The organism is Candidatus Margulisiibacteriota bacterium, assembly GCA_018822365.1.
In the GTDB taxonomy this organism is placed as follows: Bacteria; Margulisbacteria; WOR-1; order O2-12-FULL-45-9; family XYB2-FULL-48-7; genus XYB2-FULL-45-9.
This window is the reverse complement of sequence record JAHJKL010000070.1, coordinates 1-22,729: the sequence shown is the minus strand read 5'-3', so window position 1 is coordinate 22,729 and position 22,729 is coordinate 1. Positions and strand designations below refer to the sequence as shown.

General features: G+C 51.6%; 22 protein-coding genes. 17 read left to right on the top strand and 5 right to left on the bottom strand.

Annotated features, from left to right (window positions below; genetic code table 11):
- Window positions 1–80 precede the first annotated feature (80 nt).
- The 8 genes from KKF06_06520 to KKF06_06485 all read left to right on the top strand — a co-directional run bounded on the left by KKF06_06520 (window position 81) and on the right by KKF06_06485 (window position 7,520).
- Window positions 81–449: a YraN family protein gene (locus KKF06_06520; protein MBU1617405.1), complete on the top strand. Its 369-nt coding sequence runs from the start codon at window positions 81–83 to the stop codon at window positions 447–449.
- Window positions 443–1,969: a YifB family Mg chelatase-like AAA ATPase gene (locus KKF06_06515; protein ID MBU1617404.1), complete on the top strand. Its 1,527-nt coding sequence runs from the start codon at window positions 443–445 to the stop codon at window positions 1,967–1,969. Before KKF06_06520 ends, KKF06_06515 begins: the two co-directional genes overlap by 7 nt.
- A 16-nt stretch (window positions 1,970–1,985) precedes the next feature.
- Window positions 1,986–2,135, top strand: a complete 150-nt coding sequence (locus KKF06_06510; GenBank protein ID MBU1617403.1) for a hypothetical protein — start codon at window positions 1,986–1,988, stop codon at window positions 2,133–2,135.
- A 64-nt stretch (window positions 2,136–2,199) separates the two neighbouring features.
- Window positions 2,200–3,036: a hypothetical protein gene (locus KKF06_06505; protein MBU1617402.1), complete on the top strand. Its 837-nt coding sequence runs from the start codon at window positions 2,200–2,202 to the stop codon at window positions 3,034–3,036.
- A gap of 130 nt (window positions 3,037–3,166) precedes the next feature.
- Complete coding sequence (locus tag KKF06_06500; protein ID MBU1617401.1) at window positions 3,167–3,700, top strand: hypothetical protein; 534 nt, start codon at window positions 3,167–3,169, stop codon at window positions 3,698–3,700.
- Window positions 3,701–3,710: 10 nt separating this feature from the next.
- The gene (locus KKF06_06495) at window positions 3,711–5,243 is read left to right on the top strand and encodes a hypothetical protein (protein ID MBU1617400.1); all 1,533 of its coding nucleotides are present in this window, start codon (window positions 3,711–3,713) and stop codon (window positions 5,241–5,243) included.
- Window positions 5,243–6,559, top strand: coding sequence for a serine/threonine protein kinase (locus tag KKF06_06490; protein ID MBU1617399.1), 1,317 nt, complete (start codon window positions 5,243–5,245; stop codon window positions 6,557–6,559). Before KKF06_06495 ends, KKF06_06490 begins: the two co-directional genes overlap by 1 nt.
- Window positions 6,549–7,520 carry a hypothetical protein gene (locus KKF06_06485; protein MBU1617398.1) on the top strand — a complete coding sequence of 324 codons (972 nt, stop codon included), beginning with the start codon at window positions 6,549–6,551 and terminating at the stop codon, window positions 7,518–7,520. The genes KKF06_06490 and KKF06_06485 overlap by 11 nt, the downstream gene beginning before the upstream one ends.
- Here the strand turns inward: KKF06_06485 and KKF06_06480 are convergent.
- Window positions 7,517–8,410 (bottom strand): hypothetical protein, encoded by an 894-nt coding sequence (locus tag KKF06_06480; GenBank protein MBU1617397.1) that lies wholly within the window; start codon window positions 8,408–8,410, stop codon window positions 7,517–7,519. The genes KKF06_06485 and KKF06_06480 overlap by 4 nt on opposite strands.
- Before the next feature lie 69 nt (window positions 8,411–8,479).
- Here KKF06_06480 and KKF06_06475 point away from each other — a divergent pair, with 69 nt between their 5' ends.
- Window positions 8,480–9,031, top strand: a complete 552-nt coding sequence (locus KKF06_06475) for a T9SS type A sorting domain-containing protein (protein ID MBU1617396.1) — start codon at window positions 8,480–8,482, stop codon at window positions 9,029–9,031.
- 35 nt (window positions 9,032–9,066) lie between these two features.
- On the opposite strand, the gene KKF06_06470 is transcribed toward KKF06_06475, so the two are convergent.
- The 4 genes from KKF06_06470 to KKF06_06455 form a co-directional block, all read right to left on the bottom strand.
- Entirely contained in the window at window positions 9,067–11,409 is a 2,343-nt protein-coding gene (locus KKF06_06470; GenBank protein MBU1617395.1) for a glycosyl transferase, read from the bottom strand.
- An 80-nt stretch (window positions 11,410–11,489) separates the two neighbouring features.
- Window positions 11,490–13,259: a beta-galactosidase gene (locus KKF06_06465; protein ID MBU1617394.1), complete on the bottom strand. Its 1,770-nt coding sequence runs from the start codon at window positions 13,257–13,259 to the stop codon at window positions 11,490–11,492.
- Window positions 13,260–13,280: 21 nt separating this feature from the next.
- The gene (locus tag KKF06_06460; GenBank protein ID MBU1617393.1) at window positions 13,281–16,379 is read right to left on the bottom strand and encodes a hypothetical protein; all 3,099 of its coding nucleotides are present in this window, start codon (window positions 16,377–16,379) and stop codon (window positions 13,281–13,283) included.
- A gap of 31 nt (window positions 16,380–16,410) precedes the next feature.
- Window positions 16,411–16,872 (bottom strand): DUF192 domain-containing protein, encoded by a 462-nt coding sequence (locus tag KKF06_06455; protein MBU1617392.1) that lies wholly within the window; start codon window positions 16,870–16,872, stop codon window positions 16,411–16,413.
- Window positions 16,873–16,944: 72 nt separating this feature from the next.
- Here KKF06_06455 and KKF06_06450 point away from each other — a divergent pair, with 72 nt between their 5' ends.
- The 8 genes from KKF06_06450 to KKF06_06415 all read left to right on the top strand — a co-directional run.
- Entirely contained in the window at window positions 16,945–17,994 is a 1,050-nt protein-coding gene (locus tag KKF06_06450) for a 4Fe-4S dicluster domain-containing protein (protein MBU1617391.1), read from the top strand.
- Window positions 17,991–18,803 (top strand): FAD/NAD(P)-binding protein, encoded by an 813-nt coding sequence (locus tag KKF06_06445; protein ID MBU1617390.1) that lies wholly within the window; start codon window positions 17,991–17,993, stop codon window positions 18,801–18,803. Before KKF06_06450 ends, KKF06_06445 begins: the two co-directional genes overlap by 4 nt.
- A complete protein-coding gene (locus KKF06_06440; GenBank protein MBU1617389.1) occupies window positions 18,797–20,218 on the top strand; it encodes a molybdopterin-dependent oxidoreductase in 1,422 nt (473 codons plus the stop codon). The genes KKF06_06445 and KKF06_06440 overlap by 7 nt, the downstream gene beginning before the upstream one ends.
- Window positions 20,219–20,221: 3 nt before the next feature.
- Window positions 20,222–20,704, top strand: a complete 483-nt coding sequence (locus KKF06_06435) for a 4Fe-4S binding protein (protein ID MBU1617388.1) — start codon at window positions 20,222–20,224, stop codon at window positions 20,702–20,704.
- Window positions 20,701–21,627: an NADH-quinone oxidoreductase subunit H gene (locus tag KKF06_06430; protein MBU1617387.1), complete on the top strand. Its 927-nt coding sequence runs from the start codon at window positions 20,701–20,703 to the stop codon at window positions 21,625–21,627. Before KKF06_06435 ends, KKF06_06430 begins: the two co-directional genes overlap by 4 nt.
- Window positions 21,628–21,630: 3 nt before the next feature.
- Window positions 21,631–22,041: an NADH-quinone oxidoreductase subunit NuoB gene (gene nuoB / locus KKF06_06425; GenBank protein ID MBU1617386.1), complete on the top strand. Its 411-nt coding sequence runs from the start codon at window positions 21,631–21,633 to the stop codon at window positions 22,039–22,041.
- On the top strand, window positions 22,038–22,496 hold the full coding sequence (locus tag KKF06_06420) for an NADH-quinone oxidoreductase subunit C (GenBank protein ID MBU1617385.1): 459 nt from the start codon (window positions 22,038–22,040) through the stop codon (window positions 22,494–22,496). The genes nuoB and KKF06_06420 overlap by 4 nt, the downstream gene beginning before the upstream one ends.
- Window positions 22,489–22,729: nickel-dependent hydrogenase large subunit (locus tag KKF06_06415; GenBank protein MBU1617384.1), on the top strand; the 241-nt coding region annotated here is incomplete at its 3' end. The genes KKF06_06420 and KKF06_06415, both read left to right, overlap by 8 nt.

Genomic DNA, 22,729 nt, shown 5'->3' with positions numbered 1-22,729 from the left:
CATCCCCTCATCATCTAGATCAGCCATAGAAGATGGGGGGATTTTTTTGGCAATAAAATTGCTGGTTAGGCCGCATGACAATGGCTAGTTATTTACTTGGGGTGAATGGAGAGTCGATAGCAGAAGAATATTATATGAACCAGGGGTATGAAATCCTGGCGAAAAACTTCCGTTCCCACCAGGGAGAGATTGATATTGTAGTCCGCCGCGATTCCCTGCTGGTATTTGTCGAAGTAAAAAATTATTCCTACAAAAACTTGCGCCACCCGGCGGCGGCGATCAGCAAAAATAAAAAAGAGAACCTCATTCGAACCGCCCGCTATTACCTCTATATTAATAAGATCAAAGAGACCAACTGTCGTTTTGACGTTTTGACGATAATTCGCCGTACTGGGGAAGAGCCGGTCATTGAGCAATATGAAAATGCGTTTGAGGTGACCGGATGTTGACCAAAGTTGTTTCTGCGGCGGTTAATGGGCTTGAGGCGATCTTTGTAGAAGTAGAGATAAATTCGCAGAAAGGGCTTCCAGGCCAAACCATTGTTGGCTTGCCGGACGCCTCGGTCCGTGAGTCCCGCGATCGGGTCCGTTCGGCGATCTTGAACTGCGGCTACGAATTTCCGCCGGGATATTTTACGATCAATCTCGCCCCGGCCGATATCAGGAAAGAAGGGCCAATGTACGATTTGCCGATCGCGCTCGGGATGCTGGCTCAGGCCGGGACGGTCAAAGGGGAGTTGCACGAAGTTGTCCTGGGAGAGCTCTCGCTCGACGGCACGGTCCGTCGGATCAACGGCATTCTGCCGGTCTGTCTGGCGGCGAGAAAAGAGGGACGGAAGAAGATCCTGGTCTCAATGGAGAACGCGGAAGAAGCGGCGCTAGTGGAAGGGCTGGAGGTAATTGGGGTTGGAACTCTGCGCCAGGCGATCGAACATATTAACGGAGAAAGCATCCTTTCTCCGCATATAATTGATAGTGCGAAACTGTTGGAAGGAGCGATCGAAAGCGAGCTCGACTTTAACGATATCAAAGGGCAGGGGCATGGCAAAAGAGCCCTTGAGGTAGCGGCGGCCGGTGGACACAACATTTTGCTGGTCGGTTCTCCCGGCTCTGGCAAAACGATGCTAGCCCGGAGGCTCCCCGGGATACTTCCTCCCCTTTCTATTGAAGAAGCGCTGGAAGTCGCGACCCTCTATTCGGTTGCCGGCCTGCTCGACAGTAAAACGCCGCTAGTGAAGCGGCGCCCCTTTCGCTCGCCGCATCATACTACTTCCGATGTTGGGATAATTGGAGGGGGCCGCATTCCAAAGCCGGGAGAGGTCTCTCTTTCGCATTTGGGGGTTCTTTTTCTTGACGAGTTTCCGGAGTTTGACCGGCGGGTTTTAGAAGTTTTGCGCCAACCGCTGGAAGATGGGAAAGTAACCATCTCGCGGGCGCAAGCCACACTGACCTATCCGGCCGAATTTATGCTGGTAGCGGCGATGAATCCCTGTCCCTGCGGCAACTATCTTGACCCGGTCAGGCCATGTGTCTGTTCCCCGTTAAAAGCTCAGAATTACTGGGCTAAATTGTCTGGTCCTCTTCTGGACCGGATCGACCTGCAGGTTGAGATCCCCAGATTGAACCGCGAAGAATTAACCGCTCAGCCGGATGGCGAACCTTCGATAAATATTAGAGAGAGGGTTGTGGCCGCCCGGAAAAAGCAAAAAGAGCGTTTTAGCGGGAGCAAGACTTTTTGCAATTCCCGAATGACTTCAAAACAGCTCCGGGAATATTGCCGACTGGGGAAGGAAGCGGAAAACCTGTTAAAAGCGGCGGTTGTGCATCTTGGTTTAAGCGCCCGTTCTTATGATCGGGTGTTAAAAGTTTCCAGAACGATCGCCGATCTGCAAGGGGAAACAGAGATCTTAGCCGAACATGTGGCGGAAGCGACCCAGTATCGGGCGCTCGATAGAAAAAGTCATAAGTAGTAGGAAGGGAAAATATATGTATAAAGTGGTTTATCAGTTGCCGGTCAATCAAGTTAGAGAAATTACGATGAGCGCCAGGGAACTTAAAACCTGGCTCCGCTGGTCGTGGCTAAGAGAGAGGATTATTAAATATTCTCTCTGCAGACGCAAAACCAGGCGAGGTTGACTTTTTATGGTACCGAGCCTATAATTTACTCGGAAAATCCCAATTTGCCCAAGGAGGGTGTTTGATGAAAACGAGGATTTTGGCTCTGCTGGTTGTTATTCTAATTTCTACTTCTGCTTTTGCTGTTATTAAAGAACTTGTAAGCGCTGATTCATCTTTGGTTAAGGTTGGCGATGGAGTAGTTGTGCCGATCGGGGCAGAGGTCCAGGACGCGGTTTCGATTGGCGGCAATGTCACCGTTTTTGGCAAGGTCACCGGATCGGCCGTCTCTGTTGGAGGAAATGTTTTATTAAAGGAAAGCGCCAAAGTTGAGGGAGACGCGGTTGCTGTTGGTGGGATGCTGATCAAGGAGCCTGGGGCAGTCGTTAAAGGGAGCGTGGTTGAAGTGGCCGCTCCGGGGCTTGGTCAGGCGATGGTCTTCTTTACCAACGGCGGGATGGCTAAGGGGCTGTTCTTCTTTAAGCTGCTGACCTTTATTGGTTTTATTGTCTTGGCAATGATCATGGTTGTTCTGTTTATCGAACCGCTTGGCAAGGTTTCCGGCATGGTCGAGACCAACCTTTTGCGCTCTTTCCTGATCGGGACCCTTGTTTTCCTTCTCTTTTTGCCGGTTATATTTATATTAATGATAAGTCTGATCGGGATCATGATCATTCCTCTTTGGGTCTTGCTGGTCGGCTTGGCCGCTTTCTTTGGTTACTTTGGGATAGCCCATCTATTAGGGAAGAAAACATTAAACGCGTTTAAAATCTACAATAAACCAATGATGGTTGAAACCCTGACCGGGGTCACCATTCTTTTCCTGGTCGGACTGGTCCCAATAGTTGGGTTTTTTGTAAAATTCTTTGCCACACTATGTGGCTTGGGAGCGGTTTATCTAACCAAATACGGCACGAAATAAGCTTTAATTAGGCTGACCTTGACTAATAACCGCGGCCATCACCGCGGTTATTTTTTTGTTTAAGTGAAATTCTCCCTAAATTGTAACGAAATTGTGGTGTATGAGGATAACACGAACTTTTCGAAATATTATGCCTGCCTTGGCTTTAACTGCGGCGGTTGCCTGCGGTGCGCCAAAAAAAGAGAGGGTGACTATCCCGCTTGATCAAACTTCTTCGCTTGATCATGTTAGCTACTACTTGATCCGAAATTACTGCGGACATCCAAACGATGATCAAGCCCCAGCGATGAAGACCGCCCTGGAATCGGTGGGGATAAAAACCGTCCTTGATCTGAAAAAGAATGAGTCAAGGCTGGGTGGAGCCTGGGCGAATGGTATTCAGGAAATGACCGGGATCATTGTAGTTGATGCCCCAAACCTTCCCGTGTGTCCGCCTGTAGAAATTAACCCAACAGTGGTCCCGACTGTGACTGCTCCGCCGAGCGCGAGCCTGGTTCCCCCGGCTATAGCAAGCTTTATTCCCCCGTTGGCCAGTTCCCCGCCATCGATCATTCCACCGCCGGTCAAGTCAACACCTTCAACAAATGGAAGCAAGACGCCGCCAAAGGAGATCAGGTGTCCATTGGGCCAGATCGTGGTTGGCGGCAAGTGCCAGGACAATTGAGGAGAAAAAGATGGATATAAACGCGATTTGTACGGTTGAAAGAGGACGGGCGATCGATCCGGCCAAAGCGAAAGAAAACACCGATACACTAAATGTGTTGGTTGAGATGAGAGCGGTTCAATCAATGGCACAGGTGGTTGGGGAGTTGAACAACGGGATCGGCGGGCTGGTATTTACCGACGAAACCAGCCGGATATTTATTGATCTGGCCAGATCAACAACGGAAACCGATCCATTTGAAAAGAGGCTTAAAGTATTAAATGACATGATCGCCGAAATTTCCAGGCGAAACAAGATGGACGTTTTAAAAGAAGATGTTAGCAATTTAAACGTAGCCATCAATAAGATCCAGGAAGCCAAACAGAGATACCAGGCGCTGCGCGGGCAGCTATCACAAGCGACCCAAAACCTGGAATTTGCTCTTTCCCGGGATAATACCCGCTTAAGAGGATTGGCGTTGGCGTATCTTCCATCACTTCGCGACCTATTGGTGCAACTTAATAGCCGTTTACCGGTTAACAACAGATTGAACCGGGAAACGATCTCGATTGATGGGATAAACTCAAAAATAACCTCGATCTGCGGCGCAATTTCGGTCGCTGAAACAAGGAGCGAGGTAAGGCCCGCACCAACCAGATCCGCTCCTTTGCCAAAACCTGGTTCAGTTGGAACAAATTATCGTTTAGTTTTTGGCGGAGGATACGTAACTAGTGAGGCTGGCGGGCTGGCTGCTATAGGCGGAGGTTCCTGGCAATTTATTCGAAGCGATGCCTGGCGAACGCAACTTGATTATCGCGGCGGACTGGTCCTTGCTCCAGGCTTTACTGAATCCCGGTCGGGTGAAGATTCTTTGCGCGGGACCGCGCAATTAAGATCGGCCGGGTTAACCGCTCATTTGCAGGTTAGCGGAGAGAGATTTCGCGCTACCACGCTTGACGAAAATTCAAGACGACTCCTTCCCAGCATGGTTGGCTTTGGACAAAATGGACGGGCAACCCTGCCGCTCTTAAAAACGGTCGCTCTTAATTTTGGCGACTCGTTTTTTATCGGGCAAAGCGGGGGAGAGCCGCAAACAGTGGTATTTGGGGATGCAGGACTTTCGCTTCATCTTAGTGAGCAGATCAATATCTTTGCCGGGGGATTAGCCGGAAGCGACCGTCAGCTTGGCGGATTTGGGGCGGGAGGTTATGCCGGACTGGCCTGGCTTAGCGAACAACTTGACGCCGCGGCCCGCTTTGATTATGACAGTCAAAGAGGAAGCCAGGCACGGGCTGCTGCCTTTGTTGGCGGCGATTTGGCGGCAGGGCCAAGTTTCAGGCTAATTAGCAGGGAGAACCATCAGCAGATCAATGCCGGCCTGCAAGGTCGGATAAAATTTGGGCAGATCTACCTCCAATCAGAAATTGGCGGGTCTCGAATCAAGGATGAAGCCGGTTCAATTACCCCAATTTCTGCGTTAGTTATGTTTGGCTATGGAAGCCTCCAGCCAATACTTCTTCCTATTAATGCGTCTTCTATTGATACATATCGGGGGGCTTTTTAATGGTCAGTTCGATCACTAAACAGCTGGCTCGAGTTGATGGGTTGGCCAACCGGCATCGAGTTGCTTCCAATGTAGCCAGGGGGGCATTGATCGCGGCTTGTGCGGTTGGCGGGGCCTACGGGAGCGTCAGAGCTTCTTTTAACGACCCGCTCTATAAGCCGTGGTCGCACCTGGTCGCGGCATTGGCGAGCGCGGTGTTGGGTTATGGCGCGCATAAGGTCTTGGTTTCTGATCGACTGACGTTAGCCGGCAATGCGGCAGAGCTGGAATTGCAAAAAGGTGAAATGACAGCTCTCCAGGCGATGAAAGAAGACCACCTTCACCAGTCATTTATGGAGCGTTATGAGGTCAAAAGACCGTTAGGCCAGGGAGGGATGGCGTCAACAATATTAGCCTATGACCGGCGCCTTGACCTGGATGTCGTGTTAAAAATACCGCTTGAAGGGTCGCTCAATGACCCGGCGACGATCGCCCGGTTTGAAAGCGCGGAAGCGAGAAACCAGGCGAGACTGGTGATCGAAGGGGTGGTCCATCTTTATGACCTGGGTCGGCTTAGCCCGAAGACCTTTACCGCCCTCACTGGCAGGCCACTGCATAGTTTTAATGGTTCGATCCCATACATTACCATGGAATTTATGCCTTCAGGAACGTTGGAAAACATTGTTGAAAAAAAACAACAGCAGGAAGGGGTCAACCATTTCCCGGTTGATTATGTTCTGGACCTGGCGATCTCGATCGGCGAGACTTTGCTGTCGGTCCATAGGGAGGGGATAGTCCACCGCGACCTTAAACCTGACAACATTTTTGTCTACCGGACCGAAGGGGAAGATCGCGATCGCTTCAAGATCGGTGACTGGGGTTTGGCCAAATATGTTAGGCGTGATCTGGGGAAAAAATCGCTCAAGCTTACTCAAGCTTATAAACAAGGAGTATTTGGTACCCCTCTTTATATGTCGCCGGAAGTCTGGCGGGGGGAAGAGGCAGATTGGCGGGCCGATTATTACGCCCTGGCGGTCATTGTTTTTGAGCTGATCACGGGACGAGCCCCTTATCCGATCAAGCCGACCGATGATGCCTCGGCCTACGGCCGGCGGGTAATGGACGAGAACATCCCGCTTCCTGATTTTGCCTTTCTGGGCGAACCGCTGTCGGATTTTTTTACCAAGGCATTTCAAAAAAAAGCTGAGAACCGCCATCCTTCGGCCCGGGTCTTTGTTGACGAGCTAAGGCAGATCAGGCGGAACCACTTATTGCAATTTGGCCAGACCAACTTTTCGCTGTCAATGGTGAATATTGGAGGGAAAAATGATCAGTAGATTGTCGGTAATGGTTTCCAGGATTCGTCCACAAACATCGATGCCAAAAGCAACCCCAAATATACGGGCCGCCAAGCTTGGCCAATTGTCAGGCTTAGCGGCGATGGCAACCGCCGCTCATCTGGCAATCGGTTGTTCTTTTGCCGCGGAGATGCTCGCGCCGGGAAAAGAGCAAACATTAACCGATGCCTCATTGACCGACGTTGACGGTAAAGATGTTTTAACCGATACGGTTGAAGATGTCTTAGACGGGGGGAAAGAGGCCGACGCTTTAGCCGATGTCGCGCTGGATACTATTATTGATGTGGACAACGACACCCCTGATGTCTTGCCGGATGTATTACCTGACGTGGAACAAGATTCCCCTCTGGACACGTTACTTGATGTTATCCCGGACATTACCGAAGATGTGGTCCAGGATGTTGCGGAAGATATTAAACCGGATATTATCCCCGATGTTATTGAGGATATCGCGCAGGATATAATTCCGGACATTACCGAAGATGTGATTCAGGATGTTGTTGAGGCAGAAGCGGACGTAGCCGATGGGCCGGTTTGCGCGCCACAGAATTATTCTGAGACAGACAACTGGATCATAGGGACTGTTGATCCATCTGGGAGTTTAGACCCTTTTTCAGTTGCTGGCGCATTAATATTAAATGGGCAGACATATGGTTCATATCTAGTAGCAATTAACGTTCCATTGCCAAATAATCTTGGAAACGGAGCCAATGTTGTTATGAATATTTTGAGCCAAAATGGGACAAATATTTATGTTGAAACTCAAAATGGAGACTGCGGATCAAATTGGTCCGCCTGGTTGCCATTAAATGGAGATTTAATTCAAACTGATAACGGATTTGATAAACAATGTGCAAACGTTAGATTTGTTTTTACATCGCCAAATGTAGTTGACACACCTCAATTGCTAGACTTCTCGATTAATACTTGTTCCTATTAATTAATAACTAGATAATTAAAAGGGATATCAACGGTTGCAGGGCTACTGTCCATTGTAGCAACTCTAAACTTTACTCCATTAGTAATGGTTGTAACTTTTATTCCCCCATGACTGTTTGCGCCAGCAGATCCAACTGTTAGAAACACTAAACTATTTGGTGTAATACTTGTGTTGGTAACATCGACAAAGGAGACCCCGCTAGCTGTTGTAATCGTTCCGGTCCCCACGCTCATGTTCGATCCGGTTTTAACCCCAAATTTCCCTCCATTAACAAACAAAGCGTAATTGTTCCCGCTAGCCTCCGCTGAAACCGACATCCCTTTGAGCTGTTTATTGCTGTCAAGGGGCAAGATCTGCCCGGCGGTAGCGGTTGAGTTGGCGTGAAAGCTGTCGACCGTATCGGCATTTCCGCCGCTGGAAGTTGGAATGACTGACGCATCAAGTTTTCCGCTAGTTGTGACCGGAATAAAGCTCCCGCTCCCGGTTATGGCTGGAGAGTATCCCCCAAGAGTGGTCGCCGATTCGGCCTGGCCCGCCGTTACCGCGTAGGCGACGGAGAGGATCTCGAGCCGGGGAGAAAGAGTTTCTGTCCCAATGGCAATTTCGAGCCAGCGGCGGCCGGAGGCAAGCTCGGCGTAACCAAGTGGGCCAAGCTGAACATTATAGAGGCCGTTATTGACCGCGACTTCGGGGGAGGTCATTTCCCAGAGAGAGGTCCCGGATGTTGAAACATCATAGAGCTTAAAGGTCAGCGACTTGGTCCCGGCAACCAGGCGTCCCTGGTCGTCACGCAAGACCCCCTGATAATTTAAATATTGCGGCACGGCCAGCGCGGGAACGGCCAAGCAAAAAAACAATAGCAACGTAACCGCGCAATTAATCGTTTTCATAAAACCACCTCTTGCTTGGTAATTATAGCATTTCTTGACACCCCGGGTGAAAAACTATAGGATTTAAATATGAGATTACTCCTGGTCATTGTGTGCCTGGTTTTGTTTTTATCCCCCGGGTTTGCTTATAGCACCAGCCCGGAGGCGTTAACCATGGGTCCGGCCACTTCTACCGGAACAAATTTTATTAATTATGGAGTAGCGGGGGAAAGCATCGCCGGATTGATCTGCAGCGGCAGCTACGGAGGAAGCGTCGGATTGGCGTCAATGGTCTATACGCCGCTTTTTCCCCAAGCGGGAGGAGCAGTCGCGATAATCCCGAGCGGCGAAGGAGAGACCCTGGTTTACCCCAACCCATTTATTCCGGAAAGCCAGCCGGTGACCATTGCCTATAAATATGCGACCGATGCCCCGGTAAAAGCCTATATTTTTGATCTGTCGGGGAGTTTGATCAGGCTGATCTCGGATACCAGCGCCAATCGCGGCAGTGACGGCTATAGCCGGGTCGTCTGGGACGGCAGATCTGTCTTTGGCGAAGCCGTAGACAACGGGGTCTACTTTGTCAGGGTCGTGGTTGACGGTCGAACGATCGCCAAGACGAAGGTAGTTGCCATAAAATAGGAAATCGATTTCCTGTTTAAATTGTCGGGCAGTCGCTACCCCATTACAACTTCAATGTTATATTCTTGTCCCGCTTTGCCGACCGGCAAAACATTGGATTTTAATTCTTTGCCGTCTATCGAGATTTGTTTGATCCCTTTGCTGACCCCGTTAGGATTTTTAACTGAGATATTGTAAATCGCTCCGCGGAATTCCCGGTGGGCGGTAAAGCTTTTCCAAGCCTTGGGAATGCACGGGTCGATCATCAACCCTTTATAGTCAGCGCGGACCCCGATGATATATTGCGACATGGCGACAAAGTTCCAGCAGGCGGAGCCGGTCAGCCAGGAGTTTTTCCCTTCGCCAAAATCCTTGTGGTCGCGGCCGGCGATCATCTGGCAGTAGACGTACGGTTCGGTCTTGTGCAGGTCGGCGATCTTGAGGCGGGCCGAAGGGAGGATCGCCCGGTAATAAGCGTAAGCCTGGTCGCCGCGGCCGATCAGGCACTCGGCGATCATTGCCCACGGGTTAGGGTGGCAGAAGATCGCGCCGTTCTCCTTGAGTCCCGGCGGATAAACGCCGATCGAACCAAGCTGCCAGTAAAACTTGGAGTAAGGCGGGGTCATGACCATGATCCCGTGTTCGGTCGAGAGGTTTTTCTTTACTGAATCCATGCACTGCTTGGCCCGTTCTTCATCGGCAGTGCCCGAGAGGACCGCCCAGGCCTGGCTTTCCAGATAGATCTTCCCTTCCTTGCAGCTCTTGGAGCCAACAGGTTCCAGCTCATCGGTATAAGCGCGGGTGTACCATTGGCCATCCCAGCACCTTTCGTTGATCACCGCTTTCATCTCATCGGCAATAGTCGTGTATTTTTTGACGTCTTCTTTTTTACCGAGGAGTTCGGCTAGCTTGGCCATTTCATACGCGGCCCCAACCAGCATCTGTGCCACCATGACCGATTCCGCTTTTCCTTTTCCCTGGTCCAGGTTGAGGCAGTCGTTCCAGTCGGCAAAAAGGATCCGCGGTATCCCGTGCTCGCCGATGTTGGAGGTCGAGAAGCCTATCGCCCGGGCGAGATGTTCGTACATTGTCCCGGAATCTTCGCCCGCGAAGGTCACTTCTTCTTTGAGGAAGTTAAGATCGCCGCTCTCTTTAACATAACCGGCGGTTGAAAAGATCAGCCAGAGGTGGTCGTCGCCGTATTTGTGGTCGGAAGGATTGGCCTTCTTGTAGAGCGGTGAATATTGGTGGTAGGCGCTCCCATCTTTTAGCTGGGTGGCGGCCAGGTCTTTGATCCGTTCTTTAACTTTACCCGGGATCATGTGAACGAAACCGAGGGTGTCCTGGTTGGAGTCGCGGAACCCCATGCCGCGGCCGATCCCTGATTCATAATAAGAAGCGGAGCGGGACCAATTAAAGGTGGTCCGGCACTGGTACTGGTTCCAGACGTTGGCCATCAGGTTCAGTTCTTCATCAGGGGTTTCGACGGCAAACTTATTGAGGTTCCCTTCCCAGTATTCGGCCAGCTTCTTGAGCTCTTTTTCAATGACTTCTTTCTTGCTGAACTGTTTCACTTTCTTTGCCGGACCTTCGAGATTGTCTTCAAAGCCGAGGACAAAGATCAGGGTTTTTGTTTCCCCTTTTTTCAGCTTGACCGGGATCTTAAGCGCGCCGACCGGCGACCAGCCGCAGGCGATCGAGTTTTTCATCTTTCCCTCGACGACCCCGCGCGGGGCGGAGAAATCGCCGTAAGTTCCCATAAAGTCGCGGCGCTGGGTGTCAAAACCTTTTGGCAGAGCGTTGGCGCAGGCGAGGAAACCGACGAGATCAGGATTGACCCGGTGGCGGGAGAGGTGATAGATGATCCCGTCTTTGTATTCGGTCTGGCCGATATTCAGGTTGTATTGATAGTCGGTCATGTCGTTTAAGGCATCCCAGAGACAGAACTCAACAAACGGGAAGACCGAGAGATCGCGATCTTTATTGGAGCTGATCTCGAGCATCCAGATCTCCAGGTTTTCACCAAGCGGGACAAAATAGGTTGTCTTGGTCTTGACCCCGGCGTACTCAGAGTTAATGACAGTGTAGCCGATCCCGTGGCGGCATTCGTATTTGTCGAGTTTCATGGTCGGCTGCCAGGAGGGGGAGAAAAACTTTTCGGTTTTGTTGTCGCGAATGTAAATATAACGACCACCGCGGTCCATTGGGACGTTATTGTAGCGGTAGCGGGTCAGCCGCCGCTCTTTCGGGTCTTTATGAAAACTGTAGCCTCCCGCAGTGTTTGACATCAGGGCGCAATATTCGTCGGCTCCTAAATAATTGATCCAGGGGAGCGGGGTGTCGGGGCGGGTGATCACAAACTCTTTATTCTTTTTGTCGAAATGACCGTACTTAGACATGATGCTTTTCCTTTCTACTATTTGTGGGGATTATCAGTTATTTTAGCATAAAACTAGCGAGGAGAAAAGAGGAAAAAAATTTAGGCCAGCTCTTTGTTGACCAGGTTGGCCAACTTTTTATTGCCGTTCTTGATCTGCAAAAAGAGACTGAAGTTGGCGTAAACCGCTTTTCCCTTGCCGATCTTCTTGGTGAAAACTTGTTCTTTGCGCGGGCGACCTTGCAGTCCGTCAATAAAGCCGGTTGGAGTGGGGGCGGTGAATTCGTACTTTTCACCGATCAGGTCTTCCAGAAAGGGGTGTTCAAGCAGATGCCCCATTTCATTTTTCAGGCCAAAGCGGGCTTCGGTGATCAGCTTGCCGCCGGCGCTGATCCATTTTTTCAGATTATCGTATTGCTTTTGAGAAAGCAGGTAGGGGTTTGGCATTAAAATAACTTTATAAGGAAGGTCGCCGCTATCAAGTTCGCGCTCAAAAATAAAATCGGCCGGTTCGCTTTTTTGGAAAAGGACCGAATAAGCTCCTCCCAGCGACAGGATCGAATACATTATCCCGATATCGCCCCTGACCGCTTCCCATTGTCCGGCAATGCCGCGCGGCGGGCCTTGCTCCTGATACGACTGGATCTCACTGCTTCGCAAATAAGCGATCGCGAGCTTAGCTTTGCAATTGGCTTTTTTAAGTTTGCCGGAGCGAATGTCTCCGGCAAGCTTCTTGATTACTTCCAGCCGCTTGCTGGATGATCCGTCAACATTGCAAATGCCAAACCCGCCGGTCTCGGCGCCAAACAGCGGCGGCCGCCAGGCGTGGTAGAGGATCGCTTCGGCTCCATGCTCGAGCGCGGCGGTCGTCCAGCCGCGGATCTCCGGCCCCTCGACATATTCCGGGGCGCCCCAGCGGACATTCTGTCCCCCCTGGAGTTCGGTGATGTGGAATTCTGCTTTGGTCCCCCTCACAAAACTCCGCCACAGGTCATAGTGGAAGGCGAGCCCCTGCGGGTCCATCCGTCCCCCTTTGGGGTAAATGTCGAGCCCGTACCAGTCGAGGTTGCCGACCATTTTGCTGTGGTCGGGAACCCGGGTGCAGATCCCGACAAAGCCGTTGGTCCCAACCTTGTGGAATTTATCGTATTCCCGGACAACGTCGGCCAGGTGGTTGATCCACTGGCTCAAGCTGTCGGTCTTGAAACGGAACCAGTCGAGGAAAATATGCGGAGAAACCGCTTCCCAGATCCCCGCTTTGGGGGTCAGGATATCGTTAAAAGAGAAGAAGGTAGTCGTCCAGAACCTGGTCCCCCAGGCATCGTTCAGTTTTTTGATCGTTCCGTATTTTTCCCTGGCCCATTTAATAAAGGCCTGGCGGGAATGTTCGCAGTGGCAAAAGTCGTTGGAGGTGGTGTGGTCAAGGGGTGGATAGACCGGTTCGTTGTCGACCTGCCACATAGCGACCGCCAGATGCTTGCTGTAGCGCTTGACCATAGTTCGGACCAGTTTTTCGGCGTGCATCCGGTAATGGGGATTGTCTTTGCAGATATTGGGTCGGGGACCGTATTCCGGATAGAGGGTCCCGTCCTGGGCGACCGGCCGGCTGTTCGGGTATTTTCGATAAAACCAGCTTGGGACCTGGGAGGTAGGGAGGCCCAGCAGAACTTGCAGGCCGATCTTTTCGCAAAGGTCGAGCGCCCGGTCAAGGTCGTAGAAGCGGTACTTCCCCGGTTCCGGCTCGACCCAGTCCCAGGCCATCTCACCAAAACGAATAGTATTTAAACCGCTCTCTTTGATCTTTTTAAAGGTCTCCTCCCAGGTGCCGAGCGGCCACTGGTCGGGGTAAAAAGTTACGCCAAAAGGGTACATAGTTCACACATTGTAGCAAAACTAAGAGAGGCGCGCCACGATCTTTTTGACCTTCCGCTCCCTGATCATTGACGCGTAAGGTTCTTGGATAATGGGGTGGGCGATCTCGATTTCTTTGTCGTCAAAAAATAATTTATAGGAGAGAGGGAGCTTGTCAAAGGAATCTTTTCTTTTGGAGTTGAGGTAAACGACCTCGATCTTGCCAAAAAGCCTGAAGCTTAATTCCCCCTGTTTAAAAAGCCAGGCGGGGAGGACCGGCTTGAGCTGGAAACAGAGCTTTCCCGTCTGATCGAGGAAGAAGAGCCTTTTCCCGGTAGTCATGGTCAGCCACATGTCGATGAATTCGGCTGCCCCGCCCGAGAGCCGGGCAATGAAACCCCGTCCGTGATTTTTGGCGTTGGGGTGGGCGGAGCTGACGATGAACGAAGAATTCTCCAGGATGCTCCGCTTGTAAACCCTGGGGTCCATAAAAGGGACCAGCACGTTTTTGAAGTCGGTAAAGAACTCCTTGTATAATCCGGCCTTTAATAATTCCAACAAATATTTGTATTCCATGTGAACAAAGACCGATTCGTTCTCCAGCCAGCCTGGGGCAAAGATCCGGGTCCGGCCGATCTCGACCGGCATTTCGGTCAGCGGGGCATTGACCTTGTACATCTTCAGTTTTTTGTCAAAGAGCGGGCTCTCTTTGACCCGCTGGTAAATGCTCGCGTCCCGTTCGACCTTGAGCGCGTGGACAAACCCCTCCAGGAAGAGAGGCAGGGGGCTCTGGCAAAACCCTTTGACCCTGATCTCCTGGCCTAGCTCTTCGTACGAGCTGACCTCGTTGACGAAATAGGTGTAGTAATTGCCGTATTTGGACAAGACCTTTTCCACTGCCTGGTCGCAGCGGGCAATAACCAGCCCGAGCAGCCGCTCCGTTTCCTGTGGTCCAATGGCGCTTTCGCTCCCAGCGATCCCAAGTTTGATTTTCTGGCGGTACTTTTCTTTCAGCTGGTAGGTTGTCTCCCAATATTTGTGGCTGTCTGTTTCGGCCAGGATGGGGAGCAGGTGGTCGATAAATTCTTTGACTTCGGCCGGCAAGACGAGCTCCTTCCCGTTTTCCAGGCGCAAGAGCAGGTAGGCGGCTACTCTTTTTAGCTCCAGGGTTTCGGACAAGGAGGAGCCTAAAAGCCCCGGCAGTCCGTTAAGAGCATCATACCAGTCGGGCTTGTCGGCCTCCATCTCCAGGCCGATCCCGGCGGCATCAAAGGTGGCCGCTTTATTGGCGATCAGGCAGAGGAGCTTGGCCGCCAGGGTGGTATGGTAGATCTTCCCTTTGCCGTGGTCGACCCGGACGGCGTTTTTGTTGACAGCCCGGTGGTTGATCAGGGCCGCTTTTTCGGGATCAAGTTTTACGCTTTCATACTGGCGGACCTTGCCGTCACAGAGCTTGTATTTTTCCTGGCGCGGGACGACGACATGATCATTGTCGAAAAAGGTCAGGTTTTTTTGGTTAAAGAGAACGTCGGTGATCCGGTCGGGATAGACCGCCTCAAAACTTTCCAGTAAATCGGTGTTGTAAAAGGGATGGTCGATCCAGAACCCTTCGCCATGGACCGCCCCTTCCTCGACCTCGCTGCTCTGCAGCAGGTCGGAGGCAAAGGCCTCGCGTGTGGTCTGGTATTGGACCCCTTCGAGCTCAAATTCTTTGAGCAGCTCGCCCAGAATGAACGGCCGGGCGATCTTTTCGATCGCCTGCTTTTCCGGTTCCCGCAGGTGTTTCTTGGCCAGCGTTTCCGCGGTGTGGTACGACTCGATGAAATATTTGCTCCCCAGCACGACCAGCGGGTTGAAGCCGTCAAGCTGGATCAGGTTAAAGAAGCGGACAATGTTGCTCTCTTTGATCTCCGGGTTAAAAAACAGGTCGTTCCTCCGATTTTGATTAATGTCGCGGTAGTTGCCGTTCCCCTGGGAAAAATAGGTTGGCATAAGTTTGAAGTCGTTGTAATCGCGTTCCATGTCGCCATGCTTGCGATAGTAGAGATAGATCGGTTTGCCGCCGATCATGAGCGGGAGCCCTCCCCGCATGACGTTGTCCAGAAAGGTGTAGCGGGAATAAAGATCAAAGCTCCGGCTGGCGCTCCGGATGTCCATTGAATCGCCGATCCCATTGATCAGGTTCTGGTTGGCGGCAGCTTTTGCCTCCAGGTAGCTTCGGCTCATCAGTCGGGGTTTGTCGTTATTTAGCAGGTCGAGGCTGTCGATCTGGCCAATGATCGAGGAGAGCTCAAAATCACCGGTCAGGGTGAATTTCTTGTGGGCAAAGGCGGCCGGAGTAAATCCATCGGTCATTTGCTTTCCGGGTACTTTAAAACTTTTACCCAAAAAATTGTCCGGCCTCTCCAGGCTGCTGTTTTCGCCAAAGACGACCGTTGGGTCGACGATGGTCGCGACCGGCTGGCCATCCTGGCAGAAAGGGAGGTAGAAGTTCCCTTTTTTAAGCAGTTTGGTTTCGGCGTTGTCGGCCGGCAGGACCTTTAGCTTGTAGAAGGGGACCCCCTGATCAAGATTTTCAACAATGCACCAGGCCTCGATCGTTTGGCTCATTTTCTTGAGGAGGAAATCTTCAAAGCCAAAGGGGATGATGATCGGCAGGCCGTCGACAACTTCTACCTGGCGGGCTTTTTTACCCAGATTAACGATCTTGACCGTCCGGGCCAGGGCCGGGAAATGCTCATCGGGAATATTGAAAAAATGAACTTCGACCCTGATCTTAAGATCGGGGTTTTCTTCGATAAGCTTGATATCGTAAGGATTGATCCGGAGCTCGTTCTGGCAGGGGGAGGTTTCGGCAAATGGTTCGTAGAATTGGCCGTCGACCTTCAGGAAAGTCCTGAACCCCTGCAGATGGGCATTTCGGTAGGCTTTGTTAGCGGCGTGGAACTCAATGATCGCCCCGTTCTTGTCCTGGACGCCGGCAGAGGCGATACACTGCCCCCGATTGGCGTAAAAAACCCACATTGGACAGCCAAAAATACCCGCTATTCCGGGAAAAAAACTGGAAAAAGTCGGGGCCTGATTGTAGTTCCCGATCACAAATTCATTCTGTTTGGAGATCGAGTATTTGGGCTTGTTCATGGCTAATTTATATCATTATTCACGACAATAGTCAAAAATAAGAAACACGATCGCCGATCTTTATATGGGTTGTTTTTATTTCTCCGGCGTTGAGTTCGATCGTCTGATCAAAATGTGTATTGGTAACGATATTGGTCGAGGAATGGTCCGGTTTGGACGGCTGGACATCTTCTTTAAGGGCAACAACAACCCCTTGTTTTAGCCAGATAAAATCCAGGGGAAAAAGCATGCCGTCCATAACAAAAACATATTGGTCCGGTTTTTCAAAAAGGAAGAGCATTCCCCGGTTTTTGGCCAGTGATTTACGCCATGAGAGACCGCGACCCCGTTTGGCCAGGTCGTCCGCGATCTCCAGTTCATATGTTTTCTCGCCGATGGTCGCGCTGATGACCGGCCGGGCCTGAAAGACCGCTTCGGTGTTGGACATGTGGGGAGGCGTGAGCACCGTCCAAAAAGTCAGGCCTAGCAGTAAGATCAATAAGTTAATTGGCATAGAAAGGGAAGATTATAACATTTTCTTTACCTTGACACGGGGGGCTTATTTGTTAGAATCGGAAATACCGACATGAGTGAGTATTTTGTTAACAATAAAGACTTTGAAAAATTGATCAGACAGCTGATGGAAAAAGCTCACGTTGTTGCTCCGGCCAGGGAATATGGCCGCAAATATTGGTTTGATGTTGACGGCAGCAATATAGACAAAATAGACCTCTCAGGATATCGAACGGTTGAACCAGGCAAAGGGTACTTTTTTAAAACGACCGAGTTGGTGGCCCGTTATTTTTCGGGGGAAGCCCATATTTCGGCCGGTCCGCTTGTTTTGCTTGGTTTGCGCGCCTGCGACCTGGAGGGCGTGAGCGTCTTGGACCGCGTTTTCGGCGAAGGAGAGTTTCAGGACCCCTTTTACCAGGTCAACCGCGAAAAAACGATTTTAATCGGAGCCGACTGCACCGATTGCGGCAACAGCTGTTTTTGCCCTTTGGTTGGCGGGACCCCTTTCCCAACGAGGTGTTTTGACCTAAGCCTAGCGGTTGTTCCTAACGGATATGTCGTGGAGGTAGGGAGTGACAGGGGGAAAAGGATCGTTGACGACCAGCGGAATATTTTTGCCAGGGTCCTGCCGCAGGCGGAAGCGATCAAAAGCGAGACCCGCGAAAAAGTTAAAGAAAAACTAAAACAGGCGAACCGGCAATTTTCTTTTGATCACGAGCTCCATGAGCTTCATAAGGGAAATCTGGAGAGCGGGGTTTGGCGCGAGCTGACCAAGGATTGCGTTGAATGCAGTTCTTGTAATTTTATCTGTCCGACCTGTTCCTGTTTTTTATTGGTTGATGAGGCGGTTGGCCTGGGGGGAAAACGCCATAAACTCTGGGATGCCTGTTTGAAAGCGGGCTATGCCAAGGTGGCGGGAGGGGGGAACTCCCGGCCCAGGCTTGCCCAGCGGCTGCAAAACCGCTATCACTGTAAATTTGACTATTCTTTTGATCGTTTAGCCCGTTATACCTGTGTCGGGTGCGGCCGATGTATCGATGGGTGCGCCGGGAACATCGATATGCGCCAGGTCTTCTGCGCCCTTGATCAGGAGCTGACAAAGAGAGGTGGGCCTAACAAATGAGCAATCCTTATCAGCCGATAAAAGCGGAGATCAAAAAAGTGATCGTGGAAACGCCGCAGATCAAGACCTTTGTCCTGGAGCCGGAAAAAGGTCTCCCGTTTTTATCCGGTCAGTTTATGCAGGTTACCGTGCCGGGAGTGGGAGAGTGTCCCTTTACTCCATCTTCCGATCCTAAAAACAGTGAAACGATCGAATTCACGGTGATGAAGACCGGCCAGGCGACCGGCGCGATGCATGAGCTTAAGCCGGGTGAAATGGTCGGCCTGCGCGGGCCGTTCGGTCGCCCTTATCCATTGCCTGATTTTCATGGGAAGGATATTTATATTATTGGAGGGGGAGTGGGGATCGCTCCTTTGCGGGCCCTGCTGCTTGCCCTTTTTCATGAGCTAGACCAATTGAACAAGATCGAGCTTCGCCTGGGAGCGCGCTCTCCAGACGATCTCCCGTTTAAAAAAGAAATGGCCGACTGGGGTAAAAGAGAAAAGACCAGCCTGGTGTTAACCGTTGACCGCGGCAGCGAATCGTGGACGGGGAAGGTGGGGGTAGTGACCGGGATCATGCAGCCGGGCGACGTTAAACCAGACTTGGCGGTCGCTATTGTCTGTGGGCCGCCGGTCATGATGAAATTTGCCACTAAAAAGCTCCTCGACCTGGGGATCGGGGATAAAAATATTTACCTGTCGATGGAAAAGAACATGAGCTGTGGGATCGGCAAATGTTTCCACTGCAACCTGGGCAGCCATCTTTGCTGCAAGGATGGCCCGGTCTTTACCTGGGAGCAGGTCAAGGAGATACCTGATCCATGGTGAAAAGATCAGTTTGTTTATTTTGTTCGCTGGGTTGCGGGCTGGCCTATCGGGTCAGCGGACGTGAAGCGGAGGCGATCGATTATGACCGGGAATGCCAGGTCAATAAAGGGGCGCTATGTCCTCGCGGGTATTACAACTATGAATTGCTTAACCATCCGGGGCGGCTTACCCAGCCCAGCATAGGCGGGATAGGGGTTTCCTGGGGAGAGGCTTTTTCCAGGGTGCGCCGGGAGCTTCAAGGGATCGACCCCGGTTCGATCGGGATCGTCGTTTCTCCCCTGGCCAGCCTGGAAGAGGCGAGCGGGGCGGCCGCCTTAGCGGTGTCACTTGGGACCAAACAGATCTGCGCCGGAGGAGATCCTGCCGATCAAGACGCTTATCTTGGTTCGACCTGGCAGGTTTCAGAAGATCGGCCCGGTGAATTGGCCGATGTTGAAGCCAGCGAATATATATTGATCATTGGCGACATTTTAACCCGCTCGCCGGTACTTTCAAAAAGGATCAATAATGTTAAGTACGGCAAAAAAGGGGCCAGGATCGTAGTTATTGATCCTAACCGTTCTCACGCCGCCTGGTTCGCGACCGAGCACCTGAAGAATAAACCGGGGAGCGAAGCAATTTTGCTGGCCGCGCTTATCGGGTTGCTAAAGCGCAAAGATGAGGCGGAAATATTGCCGTTGATCGAAAAGATAGGTGTGCCTATTGATGTATTAAAGAGGGTCTCCGAAGAACTTGCCGCCGCAACGGCAGGGACGGTCATTGTTTCTCCAGGGGTAAATAAAAAGCGGAATGATCTGGTTGTTTATTTTGCCAGGGTGTTGGCCGGTTTAGCGGCCAATAAAAAATGGCTTGTTTTTTACAGCGGCGGCGACACGATCGGCGTTAATGCGGCTATCGACGCTTTTTGTCCGGGGCATGCGCCATATCATGAGTTAAAGAAAAAGCTTGATCAGGGAGCGATCCAGGGGATCTTTCTGCTCGGGGAGGACCTTTCTGACCTGGAGCCATTGGTTGGGGGGGCGAAACTGGTGGTTAGGACGCGTTATTTCCCGGCTAAAAAAAACAATGCGGAGGAAGTGATTTTTCCACTGGCCAGCCATCTGGAAACCCAGGGCAGATATATTTTTTCAGGGAGCAGGCTGGTTGAGGCCGGAGCGGTAGTTGAGCCGGCCGGCGGAAAGAGCAATCTCGTTATGTTGGGGGAATTGTTCGATCTGGAGGTTGAGGCGCTTGTTTCCCGGGTTAATGAAGTTAAGCCTGGCCAGAACAGGGAGCTTTTTGATCTGGAGAAAGTTATCGCTGAGGTTGGGAAGATCGGACCGGCAGGAGAGATCTTGCCGGAAGAGATCACTCATTTTGCGGGGAACGACCTGGCGAAAAACTTTTTCTGGTACCGGGCGAACAATAAAGGATAAAGCATGGGCAAAAGAATTTATTTGAACCTGGATCTGTGTTGCGGCTGCCGCAGCTGTGCGGCTGCTTGCGCGTACGGTCATCACTTGCACTCTCTGCTCGGTCACGCCGGGCCGTCTGGAGAAGCAAATGTGCCGCTCCATTGTTTGCATTGTGATCAGCCGGCTTGCGCCGCCGCTTGCCCGAACGAGGCGATGAAGAAAAGCGAAGATGGCTTGGTCTTGCGCAGTCAGGTCAAGTGCGTCGGGTGCCATTCCTGCCAATTGGCTTGCCCATTTGGCGTGATCCAGCCGGACCTCTTCAAGCACATCGCTCCGAAATGCGACCTCTGTTTTGATCGGCTGACAGAAGGCGAGATCCCGCGCTGTGTTGCCAGCTGTACTTCGGGCGCTCTTACATATGAAGAAGTCGACGAGCAGATCTCAGACGTTAAAAAGAACCTCGGGTCGACCAGGATCCTGTCGAATAATTTAGGGAGAAGAAGATGACCGGGCTATTCTACATATTTGTTGCTCCTGGGTTGTTATTTGTTCTGACTATAAGCTTGTTGGCCGCCTGGTATGACCGGAAAATAACCGCCCGTTTGCAATGGCGCCAGGGCCCCCCCTTATACCAACCGCTGGCGGACATCATCAAACTATTCAGCAAAGAGACCTTTGTCCCGGAAGGAGGGGGCAAATGGCTTTTCCTGCTCGCTCCTCTCCTCTCTTTTTCAGCGGTTTTAATCAGCTCAACGATCTTAGGGGTCTCTAATCTGGATATTAGCGAGGGTTTTATCGGCGACTTGATCGTCGTGGTCTACCTGCTTTCCATTCCTTCCCTCTCCCTGGTCCTGGCCGGTTCGGCTTCCCGGAACCCGCTCTCTGCGCTGGGGGCCAGCCGGGAAATGAAACTGGTTCTGGCATATGAACTTCCGTTCCTGATCGCTATATTCGCTTTACTGGTCAAGGTCCGCTCCTTTATGTTGGGTGACCTTATCAGCTACCAGGCAGCCACCGGCTGGTTGGGGGTTTCACTGTCAGGATTTATGGCGTTTGTCGTGATCCTAGTTGTTTGCCAGGCGAAACTTGGCAACGTCCCTTTTGATATTGCCGAAGCGGAGCAGGAGATCATGGCCGGTCCACTTTTAGAGTATTCCGGAGGGCCGCTGGCCCTTTTCCGCCTTTCCCGGACGATGCTTTATTATGCCTTGCCGGTTTTCCTGATCACTCTTTTTTGGGGCGGGTTTCAGATGGGTTCAATTGACGTTGTTTTGGCGGGGGCGGCCAAGTATGTTATTATCCTGACGACCATGGTCCTGATCAAGGATACCGCGCCGCGCTTGAGGATCGACCAGGCGGTCCGTTTTTTTTGGGGGCCCTGGACAATGCTAGCTTTGTTAAGCCTGGTCTTGGCAATCGTCGGACGATAAAAAATGAACATTATTAAATGGAGCCGGAAAAAATCGGTCTCGGTCTTTCATCTTGGGGCATCGGCCTGCAACAATTGCGATATTGAGATCCTTGACCTGCTGACCCCCAGGCATGATATCGAGCGATTGGGGATAACGCTGGTCGGCTCTCCCAGGCATGCAGACCTGCTCCTGGTCTCCGGCGTCGTTAACCGCCAGTCGTTGGAAAGATTTAAGCTTGTTTACGAACAGGTCCCCAGGCCGAAGCTGGTCGTAGCGGTCGGGGTCTGCGCCTGTTCCGGCGATATGTTTCGTGACAGCTATAATTATGTAAAGCCGGTCGACGAAATAATTCCGGTCGATGTTTATGTTCCGGGTTGCCCCCCCAAGCCCGAAGCGATCATTGCCGGGGTCATTAAAGCGATAAACAAATGAATATTTCCGAAAAAATTAAAAGCACTTTTGAGCGGGCCGAAATAACAGAGGGGCATAACGGGAGGATCTATGTGCGGATCGGCAAGGAAGAATTGCGCGATCTGGCCGGCTTTGTGTACGCCGAGCTGGGCGGGAGATTGTCGACGATCACCGCGGTTGACCAGCGAGCGGGAATTGAGCTGCTTTATCATTTGGCGCTGAATAATGACGGCCTGGTCGTCTCGGTCCGTGTCCTGGTCGAGAAACCCGGGCTGGAGATTGGATCGCTGACCGATCTTGTTCCCGCCGCCGACTGGATCGAGCGGGAAATATACGAGATGTTCGGACTTTTTTTTGTCGGACATCCCCGCCTGGAGAGGCTTCTCTTGCCGGACGACTGGCCGGCCGGAGAGTATCCGCTCCGCAAAAAAACCTTTGGATCAGAGAACGAATTACCGGGGAGCACCGATGGCTAAAGAGAATATTATACCGATCGGACCGTTCCACCCGCTGCTGGAAGAACCGGAGTTTTTTAAATTCTATGTTGACGGCGAAACGGTGGTTGATGCCGATGTCCGGGTCGGCTATAACCACCGGGGAGTGGAGAAGCTGCTCGAGAACAAAACCTATGACCAGGGGGTATTTCTGGTCGAGCGGATCTGCGGGATCTGTTCCACCTCTCATCCTTTTGCCTTTACGCAGGCGGTGG